Source organism: Streptomyces luteireticuli (assembly GCF_041519305.1).
Classification (GTDB): domain Bacteria; phylum Actinomycetota; class Actinomycetes; order Streptomycetales; family Streptomycetaceae; genus Streptomyces; species Streptomyces luteireticuli.
In genome coordinates, this window is record NZ_CP167927.1 from 4,299,981 (window position 1) to 4,315,204 (window position 15,224).

Annotated in this window: 13 protein-coding genes; 6 read left to right on the forward strand and 7 right to left on the reverse strand. The window is 72.2% G+C overall.

What is annotated here, in order from left to right:
• Positions 1-56: 56 nt before the first annotated feature.
• Entirely contained in the window at positions 57-1,007 is a 951-nt protein-coding gene (locus tag AB8735_RS19070; protein ID WP_372408577.1) for a serine protease, read from the forward strand.
• A gap of 175 nt (positions 1,008-1,182) precedes the next feature.
• On the opposite strand, the gene AB8735_RS19075 is transcribed toward AB8735_RS19070, so the two are convergent.
• Positions 1,183-1,635: an SseB family protein gene (locus AB8735_RS19075; protein WP_049719141.1), complete on the reverse strand. Its 453-nt coding sequence runs from the start codon at positions 1,633-1,635 to the stop codon at positions 1,183-1,185.
• 132 nt (positions 1,636-1,767) lie between these two features.
• Between AB8735_RS19075 and AB8735_RS19080 the strand changes: the two genes are divergently transcribed.
• From AB8735_RS19080 to AB8735_RS19090, 3 genes are all read left to right on the forward strand, one after another.
• Entirely contained in the window at positions 1,768-3,594 is a 1,827-nt protein-coding gene (locus AB8735_RS19080) for an acyl-CoA dehydrogenase (RefSeq protein WP_344028447.1), read from the forward strand.
• Positions 3,595-3,668: 74 nt separating this feature from the next.
• Positions 3,669-4,958, forward strand: a complete 1,290-nt coding sequence (locus AB8735_RS19085; RefSeq protein ID WP_372408578.1) for a M18 family aminopeptidase — start codon at positions 3,669-3,671, stop codon at positions 4,956-4,958.
• 41 nt (positions 4,959-4,999) lie between these two features.
• Positions 5,000-5,608 (forward strand): DUF4232 domain-containing protein, encoded by a 609-nt coding sequence (locus AB8735_RS19090; RefSeq protein WP_372408579.1) that lies wholly within the window; start codon positions 5,000-5,002, stop codon positions 5,606-5,608.
• 6 nt (positions 5,609-5,614) lie between these two features.
• On the opposite strand, the gene AB8735_RS19095 is transcribed toward AB8735_RS19090, so the two are convergent.
• Positions 5,615-7,438 (reverse strand): NHL domain-containing thioredoxin family protein, encoded by a 1,824-nt coding sequence (locus tag AB8735_RS19095; RefSeq protein WP_372408580.1) that lies wholly within the window; start codon positions 7,436-7,438, stop codon positions 5,615-5,617.
• 113 nt (positions 7,439-7,551) lie between these two features.
• Here AB8735_RS19095 and AB8735_RS19100 point away from each other — a divergent pair, with 113 nt between their 5' ends.
• Positions 7,552-8,781 carry a dienelactone hydrolase family protein gene (locus AB8735_RS19100; RefSeq protein WP_372408581.1) on the forward strand — a complete coding sequence of 410 codons (1,230 nt, stop codon included), beginning with the start codon at positions 7,552-7,554 and terminating at the stop codon, positions 8,779-8,781.
• Here AB8735_RS19100 and AB8735_RS19105 read toward each other — a convergent pair.
• The gene (locus tag AB8735_RS19105; protein ID WP_344028463.1) at positions 8,778-9,572 is read right to left on the reverse strand and encodes a carbon-nitrogen family hydrolase; all 795 of its coding nucleotides are present in this window, start codon (positions 9,570-9,572) and stop codon (positions 8,778-8,780) included. The two genes, AB8735_RS19100 and AB8735_RS19105, sit on opposite strands and share 4 nt — an antisense overlap.
• Before the next feature lie 117 nt (positions 9,573-9,689).
• Between AB8735_RS19105 and AB8735_RS19110 the strand changes: the two genes are divergently transcribed.
• Complete coding sequence (locus AB8735_RS19110) at positions 9,690-10,520, forward strand: maleylpyruvate isomerase family mycothiol-dependent enzyme (RefSeq protein ID WP_372408582.1); 831 nt, start codon at positions 9,690-9,692, stop codon at positions 10,518-10,520.
• A 5-nt stretch (positions 10,521-10,525) separates the two neighbouring features.
• On the opposite strand, the gene AB8735_RS19115 is transcribed toward AB8735_RS19110, so the two are convergent.
• The 4 genes from AB8735_RS19115 to AB8735_RS19130 form a co-directional block, all read right to left on the reverse strand.
• The gene (locus tag AB8735_RS19115; protein WP_344028468.1) at positions 10,526-11,872 is read right to left on the reverse strand and encodes an MFS transporter; all 1,347 of its coding nucleotides are present in this window, start codon (positions 11,870-11,872) and stop codon (positions 10,526-10,528) included.
• Positions 11,869-12,519, reverse strand: coding sequence for a GntR family transcriptional regulator (locus AB8735_RS19120; protein ID WP_344029013.1), 651 nt, complete (start codon positions 12,517-12,519; stop codon positions 11,869-11,871). Before AB8735_RS19120 ends, AB8735_RS19115 begins: the two co-directional genes overlap by 4 nt.
• A 110-nt stretch (positions 12,520-12,629) precedes the next feature.
• Complete coding sequence (locus tag AB8735_RS19125) at positions 12,630-13,436, reverse strand: helix-turn-helix domain-containing protein (protein ID WP_372408583.1); 807 nt, start codon at positions 13,434-13,436, stop codon at positions 12,630-12,632.
• A 343-nt stretch (positions 13,437-13,779) separates the two neighbouring features.
• Entirely contained in the window at positions 13,780-15,219 is a 1,440-nt protein-coding gene (locus AB8735_RS19130; RefSeq protein ID WP_372408584.1) for a dihydrolipoamide acetyltransferase family protein, read from the reverse strand.
• Positions 15,220-15,224: the final 5 nt, after the last annotated feature.

The following is a 15,224-nucleotide window of genomic DNA, read 5'->3' on the forward strand; positions in this document are numbered from 1 at the left end:
AGCAAGCGGTCATCCATTCCCGGGCCGGACCCGTCCCGGTGGTGGACACTTGATCAATGCGCGCCAGATCCTCCCCCGGCCCCGGCAAGTCCGGCTACGCCGCCCTCTTCGCCGCCGTCCTGGCCCTGGCCGCCCTCGGCCTGCTGGTGGCGGGCCAGGGGTCGGCCACCGACGGCTCCCTGGCCCGGGGCGAGTCCTCCGGCCACTACGCCCAGCCGGAGGCGGCCGGGGACAGGACCGCCGACGCCATGGCCTCCGCGGTGCGCACCGAGCCCGGCAAGCCGCACCCGACCGTCGACGCCGCGTCCGCCGGCCACGGCGGGCGGCGCACCGACCCGCTGCCCCGCTCCGAGCCGCTGGAGGCGTCCCCGCAGGAACCCTCGCCGGCGATCGGGCCGCTGTTCTACACCGACCAGGACGAGCCGGGCCACGGCTGCACCGCGAGCGTCGTCCACAGCGAGCGCGGCGACCTGCTGGTCACCGCCGCGCACTGCGTCTACACGGGCGGCTTCCACACCGACATCGCCTTCGCCCCCGGCTACCACGACGGGGTCGCGCCGTACGGGATCTGGGTGCCCACCTCCATCGACGTGGCCCCCGAGTGGATAGCGGACCGGGACGAGGACCACGACGTCGCCTTCCTGCGGGTGCGCCAGGTCGGCTCGGACGCGTCCGTGGAACAGGTGACGGGCGCCGAGCGGATCGCCTTCCACCCGCCGACGTCCAGGCCGGCCCGGGTGCTCGGCTACCCCGGCGACGGCGAACGCCCCCTCGGCTGCCAGAACACGACCCGCCCCGAGGGCTCCACCCAACTCCGCTTCGACTGCAAGGGGATGCCCGGCGGCACGAGCGGGAGCCCGCTGCTGACGGATGTGGACCCGGCGACGGGACTGGGCACGGTCGTCGGCGTCCTGGGCGGCAAGGACGAGGGGGGCGACGACGAGACGTCGTACAGCTCGTACTTCGGGGACGCGGTGGAGGAACTGCACGCGCGGGCGGTGCGGTAGCGCGCTGGGGCGCGCGCCATGTCCCGTGCGCGGGGCGGCAGTTCGCCGCGCCATTTCAGCCCGTCCGGCGTTTGAGGACGAACGCGGCGCAGCCGCGTTGCCCCGCGCGGCAGCGCGCAAGAAACGGTGAAATGGGGGCGCCCCCTCTGGGGGAGGGCCAGGGGCAAACCCCGCGTCAGCCGTACATCCGCCGCATCGCGAAGTCCACCATCTGCTCGACCGCCTTCGCGTCGAACACCATCCGGTGGTCGCCCTCCATGTCCAGCACGAAGCCGTACCCCGTCGGCAGCAGGTCGATCACTTCCGCGCCCGTGATGACGAAGTACTTCGACTCCTTCCCCGCGTAGCGCCGCAGCTCCTTCAGCGAGGTGAACATCGGGATCACCGGATGCTGGGTGTTGTGCAGGGCCAGGAAGCCGGGGTTGTCACCGCGCGGGCAGTAGACCTTCGAGTTGGAGAAGATCACCTGGAAGTCCTCGGCGGACATCGAACCGGTCGTGAAGGCCCGTACCGCGTCCGCGAGCGACGGCGGCGACGGCTCGGGGTAGAGCGGCTGCTCGCCGTAGCCGCCGGGCTGCTGCGGCGGGGCGTAGCCCTGTTGTCCCACGTTCGTGTCGTAGCCGTACATGGGCAGAAGCGTAACGAGTCACAGTTGGCCGAACAGGGGTTGCTTCTTATTACCGGTGGGTAGCATCATGCAGATTACCGACCGGTACGAACGAAGAACGCCCCTCTCGTCACCCCTTACGGAGCCGTTGTCATGGGCCACTACAAGTCGAACCTCCGCGACATCGAGTTCAACCTCTTCGAGGTGCTCGGCCGCGACAAGCTGTACGGCACCGGCCCGTTCGCGGAGATGGACGTCGAGACCGCCAAGGACATCCTCTCGGAGATCGCCCGCCTCTCGGAGAACGAGCTGGCCGACTCCTACGCGGACGCCGACCGCAACCCGCCCGTCTTCGACCCCGAGACCAACACCGCCCCGGTCCCGGACACCTTCAAGAAGAGCTACCGGGCCTACATGGACGCCGAGTGGTGGCGCCTGGGCATCCCGGAGGAGATCGGCGGCACCACCGCCCCGCGCAGCCTGCTCTGGGGCTTCGCCGAGACGATCCTCGGCTCCAACCCGGCGGTCTGGATGTACTCGTCCGGCCCGGCCTTCGCCGGCGTGCTGTTCGCGGAGGGCACCGAGCAGCAGAAGCACATCGCGAAGATCGCGGTCGAGAAGGAGTGGGGCTCGACCATGGTCCTGACCGAGCCGGACGCCGGCTCGGACGTGGGCGCCGGCCGCACCAAGGCGGTCAAGCAGGAGGACGGCTCCTGGCACATCGAGGGCGTGAAGCGCTTCATCACGTCCGGCGAGCACGACATGGCGGACAACATCCTCCACTACGTCCTCGCCCGCCCCGAGGGCCACGGCCCGGGCACCAAGGGCCTCTCCCTCTTCCTCGTGCCGAAGTACGAGTTCGACTTCGAGACCGGTGAACTGGGCGCCCGCAACGGCGTCTACGCCACCAACGTCGAGCACAAGATGGGCCTCAAGGCCTCCAACACCTGCGAGATGACCTTCGGCGACAAGCACCCCGCCAAGGGCTGGCTCATCGGCGAGAAGCACGACGGCATCCGCCAGATGTTCATGATCATCGAGTTCGCCCGGATGATGGTCGGCACCAAGGCCATCGCCACCCTCTCCACCGGCTACCTCAACGCGCTGGAGTACGCCAAGGAGCGCGTGCAGGGCCCGGACCTGGCCAACTTCATGGACAAGTCCGCGCCCAAGGTCACCATCACCCACCACCCCGACGTCCGCCGCTCGCTGATGACGCAGAAGGCGTACGCGGAGGGCATGCGCGCCCTCGTCCTCTACACCGCCGCCGTCCAGGACGACATCCTGGTCAAGGAGGCCGCGGGCGAGGACGCCAAGGCGCTGCACGGCCTCAACGACCTGCTCCTGCCGATCGTCAAGGGCTACGGCTCCGAGAAGTCCTACGAGCAGCTGGCCCAGTCGCTGCAGACCTTCGGCGGCTCCGGGTACCTCCAGGAGTACCCGATCGAGCAGTACATCCGTGACGCGAAGATCGACACGCTGTACGAGGGCACCACGGCCATCCAGGGCCAGGACTTCTTCTTCCGCAAGATCGTCCGCGACCAGGGCCAGGCGCTCACCACGCTCTCCGAGGAGATCAAGAAGTTCCTCGCGGAGGCGCCCGGCGGCGAGGAGCTGACGGCCTCCCGCGACCGGCTGGCCAAGGCCGCCGCCGACCTGGAGGCGATCGTCGGCATCATGCTGACCGACCTCGCCGCCACCGAGAAGGACGTCAAGTCCATCTACAAGGTCGGCCTCAACACCACCCGGTTCCTGCTGGCCGCCGGTGACGTCGTCGTCGGCTACCTGCTGCTGCGCGGAGCCGCCGTGGCCGCCGCGAAGCTGCCCGAGGCCCCCGCCAAGGACAAGGCCTTCTACACCGGCAAGATCGCCGCCGCGAAGTTCTTCGCCGCGAACGTCCTGCCCGGCGTCTCGGTCGAGCGCACCCTCGCCGAGGGCGTGGACCAGTCGCTGATGGAGCTGGACGAGGCCGCGTTCTAGGCCGCGCCACGATGCCCGTACGAAGGCCCGCTCGGGGGGAGCGGGCCTTCGTACGTCCTCCTTATCCTGGCCCCATGAGCACTGCGCACCGCTTCGACCGCGGCCACACCGACGACCTCATGTCCTTCCTCGCGGCGAGCCCCTCGCCGTACCACGCGGTGGCCAACACGGCCGCCCGGCTGGAGAAGGCGGGCTTCCGGCAGCTCGCGGAGACCGACGCGTGGGACGCCTCGTCGGGCGGGAAGTTCGTGCTGCGGGGCGGCGCGATCATCGCCTGGTACGTGCCCGAGGGCGCCTCGCCCGCCACCCCGTTCCGCATCGTCGGCGCGCACACCGACTCCCCCAACCTGCGCGTCAAGCCGCTCCCCGACACCGGGGCGCACGGCTGGCGCCAGGTCGCCGTGGAGATCTACGGCGGCACCCTGCTCAACACCTGGCTCGACCGCGACCTCGGCCTCTCCGGCCGGATCACCCTGCGCGGCGGCGAGCACCGCCTCGTCAACGTCGACCGTCCGCTGCTGCGCGTCCCGCAGCTGGCCATCCACCTCGACCGGGGCGTCAACGACGGTCTGACGCTGGACCGTCAGCGCCATATGACGCCGCTGTGGGGCCTGGGCAGCGTCCAGGAGGGCGACCTCATCCGCTTCGTCGCGGCGGAGGCGGGCGTGGAGGCCCAAGAGATCACCGGCTGGGACCTGATGACGCACAGCGTCGAGCCGCCCGCCTACCTCGGCCGCGACCGCGAGCTGGTGGCCGGTCCCCGGATGGACAACCTCCTTTCCGTGCACGCCGGTACGGCCGCGCTGGCCGCCGCCGCGACGTCCGACGGCCTGTCGTACATCCCCGTCCTGGCCGCCTTCGACCACGAGGAGAACGGCAGCCAGTCCGACACCGGGGCGGAGGGCCCGCTGCTCGGCAACGTCCTGGAGCGCTCGGTCCTCGCGCGCGGCGGTACGTACGAGGACCGCGCGCGGGCGCTCGCCGGTACGGTCTGCTTCTCCTCCGACACGGGCCACGCCGTGCACCCCAACTACGCGGAGCGGCACGAGCCGGGCCACCACCCGGTGGCCAACGGCGGTCCGTTGCTCAAGACCAATGTCAACCAGCGGTACGCGACGGACGGCGGCGGGCGGGCGCTGTTCGCCGACGCGTGCGAGCGGGCGGGCGTGCCCTGGCAGCACTTCGTCTCCAACAACTCCGTTCCCTGCGGCACCACGATCGGGCCGATCACGGCGGCGCGGCACGGCATCGCCACGGTCGACATCGGCGTCGCTATCCTCTCCATGCACTCCGCCCGCGAACTGTGCGGCGCGGACGACCCGCATCTGCTCGCCTCGGCGCTGACCGCCTTCCTGGAAGGCTGACTTCCGGCAAGGCCGAGCCGTCCCACTCCGGGGGAACCACCATGACCGACCGTCGTCTCCTGCCCCTCGCCGCCGCCGTGCTCACGGCCGTGGCCACCCTGACGCTCACCGGCTGTGGAGGGGGCGGGAGTTCGGACGCGAAGGACTCCTCCGCCGCGAACGCCTCGGACTCCGCGGACTCCTCCGACGCGCCGGACGTCGGCGCGGAGGGGGAGGACAGCGCGGCCTCGGGCGCGGCGAAGGGCGACGCGTGCGCCCCGTCGGACGTCAAGCTCCAGGCCCGGCCCGCTCCTTCCGGACGCGTCCTGCTGGTGGCGACGGCGTCCAAGGCGTGCACGGCGTACGGCTTCCCGTTCCTGCGCTTCGACAAGGACCAGGCGACGGCGGACATGGTCGCCGCGTCGAAGCCCGCGGCGCCGGTGCGGCTGGCGCCGGGGAAGGCCGCCTACGCCGGCGTCGTGCCGACGTCGGCGGACGGCGGAACTCCCCGGGAGGCGACGGAGCTGTCCGTCTCGTTCCAGGCGAAGAACGGCGACCCGGTGGAGGGCGGGGAGCTCAAGGCGGCCCTGCCGGGCGGGAAGCTGAAGATCGACGACTCGGTGCGGACGACGTACTGGGTGGGGGAGGAAGCGGCGGCCCTGAAGGGCTGACGCTCCTTACCCGTCCAGACCCGCCAGCACCAGCGGCAGCCGCTCCGCGCCCCCGGGGACGACCCGTACCGGAACTCCCCAGTCCTGCTGGTGCATATGGCACGCCGGGTACTCGTTCTCCGGGTCGTCGTCGCACGAGGCCGCCATCGCGGAGACGTGCAGGACGCCCTCGGCCACGCCGTCCGCCAGGACCACCCGGCGGCTGAGGTCCGCCCCCGCGCCCGAGCCCTCCGCCAGCAGCTCCGGCGGCGTCGAGCTGACGAGCAGCCGCGTCGACGGCCCGTACCGCGTGTCCAGCTTCTGCCCGGCCGGCGCCTCGAAGAGGACGTCCAGGAGCAGCTCGCCGGGGGCGACCTCGGTCGCCTCCCGCCGCGTGCGGTGCGCCACGGACTCCACCCGCACCGCCTCCTCCGGCAGCCGCAGCCGCGTCAGCCGGTGCCGGGCCGACTCGACGACGAGGATCTCGCCGGAGTCCGGCACCAGCACCGCGTCGGACGGCTCCCGCAGATCCGTGGCGAGCGTGCCGACCTCGCCCGTCGCCGGGTCGTAGCGGCGCAGCGCGTGGTTGTAGGTGTCGGAGACGGCGACGGACCCGTCCGGCAGCGCGGTGACGCCCAGCGGGTGCTGGAACAGCGCCTGCCCGGCGTCGCCGTCCCGGTGCCCGAAGTCGAACAGCCCGGTCCCGGCCGCGGTCCGCACGGCGAACCCGTCGCCGTCCCGCTCCACGTACCGCAGCGCGGACGTCTCGGAGTCGGCGACCCACAGCCGGTCACCGGCGGCGGCCAGCCCGGACGGCTGGGCGAACCACGCCTCGCGGGCCGGCCCGTCCACCAGCCCCTCGTTGGTCGTGCCCGCGGCGGCCTCGACGGTCTCCGTCGCCGGGTCGTACGTCCACAGCTGGTGGACGCCGGCCATGGCGATCCAGAGCCGGTCCGCGAACCAGGCCACGTCCCAGGGGGACGAGAGCGCGACCTCGCGGGCGGGGCCGGACGTGGCCGCGCCCTGCCACCACTGGCGGCCCGTGCCGGCGACCGTGGTGACCTCGCCGGTCCGCGGGTCGTAGGCGCGCAGCGCGTGGTTGACGGTGTCGGCGACGATCACCCGCCCGTCGGGCAGGAGCGCGAGCCCCTGCGGCTCGCTGAACCGCACGGGGTCGTCGGCGAGGCCGCGCTCCCCGGTCCCGATCCGCCGGACGACGCTCTCGCCGTCCTCCGCGAGCTCGACGAGCTGGTGCCGGGTGGTGTCCGAGACGAGGAACCCGCCCTCCGGCAGGGCCAGCGCCTTCCCCGGGAAGCGCAGATCGGTCGCGACCGGCTCGGGCGCCACATACGGCCCGTCCCCGCGCCGCAGCGTCCCCTTCGCCGCGTGCTCGGCCTCCAGCTCGCCGACCAGCGCCTCCAGCGCGTGCGCGTGCCCCTCGCCGGCGTGCTGGGCGACGACGTACCCCTCGGGGTCGATCACGACGAGCGTCGGCCAGGCCCGTACCGCGTACTGCTTCCACGTCGCGAGCTCGGGGTCGTCGAGGACGGGGTGATGGACCCCGTACCGCTCCACGGCGTCGACGACGGCCCGGTGCTCGGCCTCGTGCACGAACTTCGGCGAGTGCACGCCGATGATCACCGTGGTGTCCCGGTGCTTCTCCTCCAACTCCCGCAGCTCGTCGAGCACATGCAGGCAGTTCACACAGCAGAACGTCCAGAAGTCGAGGATCACGATCCGCCCGCGCAGCGCGGCCAGATCGAGCTCCTTCCCGCCCGTATTGAGCCAGCCGCCCTTGCCGACGAGCTCGGGGGCACGGACGCGGGGGCGACGGGGCGTAGGAGCACTCATGACACAAGGGTGCCATTGGCGTGTGAACGCGGTATGTCGGCCCGGGCCTGCCGGCCGGCAACAGGACGGCCGCATGCGGAACTTGATCCACCTATTTTGCCGTCCCTTTAACTATGAAGAGAACGCATATCCGAGCCACCCGCCTCGTCGCCACCTCCGCCGCCCTCGGGCTGGCCCTCACCTGCGCCGGTACCGCCGCAGCGGCCGGGAAGCACTCGGGAGAGCCCGGGGCGAGCCTCACCCGGTACGCGCTCTCGCCGGGTCTGTTGAAGATCACCGGCGGGCGGACGGCGGGCAATCCGACGCAGGTGCACGGGGTGCTGGGGATGCCCAAGGGGAAGGGGCCGCATCCCGTGGTCGTGGTGATGCACGGGGCGCATCCCAACTGTGTGACCGTCGGGAAGACGGACGCCGTATCCCGGAAGCCCGTCAGGACCGCCTGGCCGCTGGTCTGCGCCGCGCCCGGCAAGAAGGAGAAGGTCGGCCCCGACTACCTGCGGCAGGACGCCGGGCTCTCGCACCTGGTGGAGGCGCTGACGCGCAAGGGGTTCGTCGCCGTGTCGATCGACGTCGTCTCGCCGGAGATCTGGTGGGGCGGGGAGACCGAGCCCGAGAAGGGGTACACGGATCTCGTCGACGCGCATCTGAGGCTGCTCGGGGATCTCAACAAGGGCGTCAAGCATGGGCTGAAGATGCCGGACGTCAAGGGGCGGATCGACACGTCACGGGTCGGGCTCGTGGGGCACAGCCGGGGCGGCGGGTACGTACTGTCGCAGAAAGCCGCTCAGAGGAAGGGGCTGTTCGGGGCCGTGGCCCTCGAACCCGCCGAGAACGCCGAGAAGGCGACGCACAAGGTGCCCGTCCTCAACGTCCGTGGCGCGTGCGACGAGGACACCGGGCCGGAGGCCGGGCTGCGGACGATGAAGGGGCTGGCCACGTCCGGCCGGACCAAGGTCGCCGCCGATGTGCTGCTCGCCGGCACCGGGCACACCATGCTCAACACCAATCTCGCGCCCACCGACAAGGACGGGAGCGTGGGCAGCTGCAAGCGGGGCAAGGTCGCGAACCCCGTCGCCGCCCGCGCCCAGGTCGCCCAGCTGACCGCCGCTTTCCTGGACCAGGCGCTGCACAAGGCGGGTTCCTACCGGCTCCCCGCGATCAAGGGCCTCGCCCCCAAGGGCGGGAACCTCCGCAAGGGCGGGCCGGTCATCGGCTTCCAGGAGGCGCGTCAGGAGACGTTCACCGATCCGCTGAAGATCCGGGAGAGCGTGTCCAAGGAGCGGCTGCTGCCGGCCATCCCGAAGGGGCTGAAGGTCAACAAGGTGCCCGACGACGGGATCTAAGAACAGGGCACGCCCAGCACCCGGTTGCGCAGCGCCGGGAACTCCTTCCGGGTGCGGGCCACCCGTTCCATGTCCAGGTCGAGGCGGAGGATCTCCTCCTCCGCCCCCGCCTCGGCGAGCACCTCGCCCCAGGGGTCCACGGCGATGCTGTACCCGGCCTGCTCCACACCGCCGTTGGTGCCGGCCGTGCCGACGGCCAGGACGTACGCCTGGTCCTCGACGGCCCGGGCCTGCGCCAGCAGCGTCCAGTGGGCGCGGCGCGCCGCGGGCCAGCCGGCCGGGACGACGAGGGTCTCGGCGCCCGCGTCCACCAGCGCCCGGAAGAGTTCGGGGAAGCGCAGGTCGTAGCAGGTGGCCAGGCCGATCACGGTCTCCGGGAGCGCCAGGGTGACGGGCTCCCGGCCCGCGGTCATCAGCACGGCCTCGCCCTCGTCGAAGCCGAAGAGGTGGATCTTGCGGTAGGTGCGGACGAGCTTCCCCGACGGGTCGAACACCAGCGAGGTGTTGAACAGACCGTCCTCACCGCCCTGTTCGATGATCGATCCCGCGTGCAGCCACACGCCCGCGTCGCGCGCGGCGGCCGACATCAGCCGGGACGTGGGGCCGTCCGCCGGCGATTCGGCCTCGTGGAGGAAGTGGGGGGAGGCGAAGGCGCCCGTGGTCCACAGCTCGGGGAGGACCACCAGGTCGCTGCCGCGTTCCGCACGGACGAGACCGGCCACGCGCTCGCGCCGCTCGTCCGGCGACTCGGCCGCCGGGTCGACGGCGAGCTGGATCAGGGAGACGCGCACAGCTACCACCACTTTCCGCCCATGAAACCTCTGCCGGGTTGCCCTTGCGCAGCGTAACTTAAGAGACCCAGACCGCACTTGCCCCGCGCACGTACACACCGCACGACGAGGGATCACGTGACCGTCCACCCCAGCCTTCAGCCGGCGATCGACGCCTGGACCCATTCCATCGAAGCGATCAACGAGTTGGTGAGACCGCTCGCCGAGGGCGACTGGAACCGGCCGACGGACTGCCCGGGGTGGTCCGTGCGCGATGTGGTCTCGCACGTCATCGGGGTCGAGAGCGAGATGCTGGGCGAGCCGCGGCCCATCCATACGCTGCCGCGCGATCTCTACCACGTCACCGACGAGTTCTCGCGCTACATCGAGGTGCAGGTGGACGTGCGGCGCTGTCACACGGCGCCGGAGATGACCTCGGAGCTGGAGCTCACCGTCATCCGCCGGTCGCGGCAGCTGCGCGGCGAGACCCGCTCCCCGCGGGCGCCGGTGCGCTGGCCGCTGGGCTCGGGGAACGAGCAGACGCTCGAACGGGCGTTGACCGTGCGGGCCTTCGACGTCTGGGTGCACGAACAGGACCTGCGCCGGGCGCTGGGCGTGCCCGGCAACCTGGCCGCGCCCGGCGCGCTGATCGCGCGGGACGTGCTGGTCGCCGGGCTGCCCGGGGTGGTGGCCGGGAAGGCGGGCGCGCCCGCCGGTTCGGCGGTGGTGGTGGATGTGCACGGGCCGGTGGAGTTCCTGCGGACCGTGCGGGTGGACGGGGCGGGGCGGGGCTCGGTGGACTCCAGTGTCTCGCTGGGGCCGGTGGTGACGCTGGCGCTGGACTGGGAGGCGTACGTCCTGCTGGCCTGCGGGCGGGTGCGGCCGGAGGCGCTGGACGGGCGCGTCACGGTGGAGGGCGAGCCGGGGCTGGCGGTGGCGATACTGCGGGAGTTCGCCGTCACCCCGTAGAGCCCCTACGGAAGCACCGGGACGTGGACCGTCTCCACCCGGGACGCCACGATCCGTTCCTCCTCGCGTCGTTGGGCCCGGCCGCGCAGCCGCAGGATCTGGGTCAGGCCCAGCGCCTGGAGGGCGAAGACCGAGGCGAAGGCGGCCCGGTAGTCCTCGCCGGTGGAGTCCAGGATCAGGCCGATGGCCAGCAGCGTCGTGATGGAGGCGGTGAAGCCGCCCATGTTGACGATGCCGGACGCCGTGCCCTGCCGCTCCGGCGGGTTGGCGGGGCGGGCGAAGTCGAAGCCGATCATCGAGGCGGGGCCGCAGGCGCCGAGCACCGAACAGAGCGTGATCAGCAGCCACATCGGGGCGTGCGGCCCGGGCCAGGCGAGGGCCGCGGCCCAGAGCACGACGGTGGCGGCGACGGTGCCCAGGGCGAGCGGCAGCCGGGCGGCGTGGTGACGGCCGATGATCTGGCCGTAGACGAGGCCGACGGCCATGTTCACCAGCACGACGAGGGTGAGGAGTTCGCCCGCGGTGCCCCGGTCGAGGCCCTCGGCCTCGACGAGGAACGGCATGCCCCACAGCAGCAGGAAGACCATCGCCGGGAACTGGGTGGTGAAGTGCACCCACAGGCCGAGCCGGGTGCCGGGCTCGCGCCAGGCGAGGGCGATCTGGCGGCGGACGTAGCCGGCTCCGGGGTGCGGGGCGGGCGCCGGCTCGTACCCCGGGGGGTGGTCCTGGAGGAAGGCCACGAGCAGGACGAGGACGAGGACTCCGGCCGCGGCGCTGCCCGCGAAGGTGGCGGTCCAGCCGTGGGTGTGCAGCAGCTGGGCGAGGACGAGGGTGGAGACCAGATTGCCGGCCATTCCGAAGAGCGCCGCCACCTGGGCGATCATCGGGCCGTGCCGGGCGGGGAACCACCGGGCGCCCAGCCGCAGGACGCTGATGAAGGTCATCGCGTCGCCGCAGCCCAGCAGGGCGCGGGCGGCCAGCGCACCGGCGTAGGAGTGGGAGAGCGCGAAGCCGAGCTGTCCGGCGGTGAACAGCAGCACGCCGAGGGCGAGCACCTTCTTGGTGCCGAGCCGGTCGACCATCAGGCCGACGGGTATCTGCATCCCGGCGTAGACCAGCAGCTGGAGTATGGAGAAGGTGGACAGCGCCGAGGAGTTGATGTGGAAGCGCTCGGCGGCGTCGATGCCGGCCACGCCCAGGCTGGTGCGGAAGACGATGGCGACGAAGTAGACGGCGACGCCGATGCCCCAGACGGCGACCGCCCGCCGGCCTCCAGTGGGGCCTCCCCCAGCTCCTTCAGAGCCAGGGGAAGGGTCGCCCGGCAGGGCCCCGGCGGCCGGGGAGGAGCTCATCGGACGTCTCCCTGGGCGAGGTTGCGCACCCAGCCCACGTGCCGGTCGACGACGGCGACCGCGGCGGCGGCGTCGCCGGAGCGCAGGGCGTCGAGGATCTCGGTGTGTTCGGCGATGTTCTTGGCGATCCGGTCGGGGTGGGCGTGCATGGCCGCCACCCCCATCCGCAGCTGGCGGTCGCGCAGCTGGTCGTAGAGGCGGGAGAGGATCTGGTTGCCCGCGCTGCGGACGATCTCCGCGTGGAAGGCCCGGTCGCTCACCGAGACCGCGGCCAGATCGCCCTCGGCGGCCTGCCGCCGCATGTCCTCGACGAGCTCCTCCAGCCTGCCGATCAGCGCGGGCGCGGCCGGCACCGCCTTGGCCGCCGCGTGCTTCTCCACCAGCAGCCGGGTCTCCACCACATCCGCGATCTCCTGGGCGGACACGGCCAGCACGAGCGCCCCCTTCTTGGGATAGAGCTTGAGCAGTCCCTCACCCTCCAGCCGCAGCAGCGCCTCCCGCACCGGGGTGCGCGACACCCCGACGGCCTCGGCGAGCCCGCCCTCGGTGAGCAGCGTCCCCCCGGCGTAACGCCGGTGCAGGACCCCGTCCTTGACGTGCGCGTAGACGCGCTCGGCGGCGGGGGGCTGTCTGACCTGTGCGGACATGGAGGAGGTAGGCATGCGCACAGCATAGATACAAGACAGACGCTTGATGAGGGCGTGTCCGCGATCCGGACGGTCGGCGGTACGTACCGCCCGTGGACCGGTATGGACGCTCAGTCGGTCAACGGGGTGATGAACACAAAGCGGAGATCGGGGCGTTGTATCGGCAGCAGGACGTGGGTGGTCACCCTGATCTCGGTGTGATCGTGGTACGGCAGGCGCAGCCGGAAGACGTGCCCGTCGCGGTGCTCGACGACGTCGTGCTCCTCGGCCCAGATGCGCCGGCAGGCGGCGTCGGAGTCCAGCACCTCGCGGACCAGGGAGCGCAGTTCGGCGTTGTCGGGGTTGCTGTTGGCCGCGACGCGGAGCATCGCGAGATACGTCCGGGCGCAGGTCTCCTCCCAGTCGAGCATCTGCTCGCGGGCCTCGGGGTGGAGCAGCGCCCACCGCATCAGGTTGGCGCCGGGGCGCAGCACCCAGGGGAACCACTCGCCCATGAGGCCGTTGGAGGCGACGACGTTCCAGGCCACGTCGGAGAGGTAGGCCGGGTAGGTGGTCTGCTGGACGAGCAGGTCCCGTACGCCCTGCGGGAGTTCGCCGAAGCCGGTGCGCGGCCCGGGCGGGCGGCGGCCGCAGACGGCGAGGAAGAGGGTGAGCGTCTCGGCCTCGCTCAGCCGCAGCGCGGCGGCGACGCGGAGCAGGAAGCCCTCGGAGAAGTCCCGGCGGCGGCCGGCCTCCAGCGCGCGGTACCAGCCCTCGCTGACGCCGGTCAGCCGGGCGACGTGCTTCTGGGAGAGCAGGCGTCCGGGGCGGGGATACGTCCAGCGCAGCTCGGGGACGGTGCGGGCGTCGACGCGGGAGCGCCAGGCGCGGAGCAGACGGCTGATGGACTCGCCGTCGCGCACGTCGTCCACGTCCACCTGAGCCTCGCCTTCCGACACTGCAAGTGTCGGTCAATCTTAAGTAAATTGCCCTACACGGGCCATTCCACCCTCTGCCGGGGGAAATGTCCGAGGCCGCTCACGCCTGTGCGGAGGGCCCGGGCGCCGCGCTCCACACCGGAGGGGGGTGGGGAGCGGGCGCCCGGGCCCTCTGCGCGCTGCCTGCGGCCGTTTTCTTGCCCCCGGCCCGCCCTTTCTCCGTTTCCCGGGGAGACCCCGGACCCCATTCGCCCTTCGGGCGAAGTCCTCAATCGCCGGACGGGCTGTTCAGCCCGTCCGGCGATTGAGGACGAACGCGGCGCAGCCGCGTTGCACAGACCGGCTACCCCCAGGTCAGCAGCCGCTTCGGCTGCTCCAGCACCGCCGCCGTGTCCGCCAGCACCTTCGACCCGAGCTCGCCGTCCACCAGCCGGTGGTCGAACGACAGCGCCAGCGTCGTGACGTGCCGCGGCTTGACCTCGCCCTTGTGCACCCACGGCTGGAGCTTGATCGCTCCGACGGCCAGGATCGCGGACTCGCCCGGGTTGAGGATGGGCGTGCCGGTGTCCACGCCGAAGACGCCGACGTTGGTGATCGTCACCGTGCCGCCGGACATGTCCGCCGGGCTCGTCCTCCCCTCCCGCGCCGTGCTCACCAGGTCGGCGAGCGCCTTCGAGAGCTCCGGGAGCGTCTTGGCCTGGGCGTCCTTGATGTTGGGGACGATCAGGCCGCGCGGCGTCGCGGCGGCGATGCCGAGGTTGACGTAGTCCTTGCGGACGATCTCCTGATTCTCCTCGTCCCAGGCCGCGTTGACGTCCGGGTTCCGCCGGATCGCGACCAGCAGCGCCTTGGCCACGATCAGCAACGGGTTGACCCGCAGCCCGGCCATGTCCGGGTCGGCCTTCAGCTTCTGGACGAGCTTCATCGTGCGGGTCACGTCGACGGTGATGAACTCCGTGACGTGCGGCGCGGTGAAGGCGCTGGCCACCATGGCCTGCGCGGTGGCCTTGCGGACGCCCTTGACGGGGATGCGGGTCTCCCCGGCGCGGGTCTCCCCGGCACTGGCGGCGGCCCCGGCCGGAACGGCCTGGACAGGCCGGACAGCCGGAGCGGCCGGCTCGGCGACCGCCTGGGCGGCGGCGTGCACGTCGTCACGGGTGACGACCCCGCCGGGCCCGGTGGGGGTCACGGCGCCCAGGTCGATGCCCAGGTCCTTGGCCAGCTTGCGGACCGGCGGCTTGGCCAGGGGGCGCTCCGCGCCGGCACCGGCGGGGCCGACGACGGCCGGTGCGGGGGCGGCGGGCGCCACCGGGGCCGGGGCCGGGGCGGCATGACCGTTCAACTCGGCCTGGACGGCCGCCGCGTACGCCGCCTTCGGCGCGGACTCCGCCGGGGCCTTGCGCGCCCGGCGCTTGGTGGAGGACGGCGCCGCGCCGTACCCGACCAGGACGGCCTGGCGGCCCTGGGGCTCGGCCTCCGGCTCGGGAGCCGCCGGAGCGGCCTCCGGCTCCGCCGGGCCCGCGCCCGGCGTGGTGTCGACGGAGATGATCGGCGTACCGACGTCGACCGTCGTCCCCTCCCCGAAGCGCAGCTCGTGCACCACGCCGTCGAAGGGGATCGGCAGCTCCACGGCCGCCTTGGCGGTCTCGACCTCGCAGACCACCTGCCCGTCGGAGACGGTGTCCCCGACGGCCACGTACCACTTGAGGATCTCGGCCTCGGTGAGCCCCTCGCCCACGTCGGGCATCCTGAACTCGCGGAAGCGCTCCGTACTCGCAGTCATCGTCA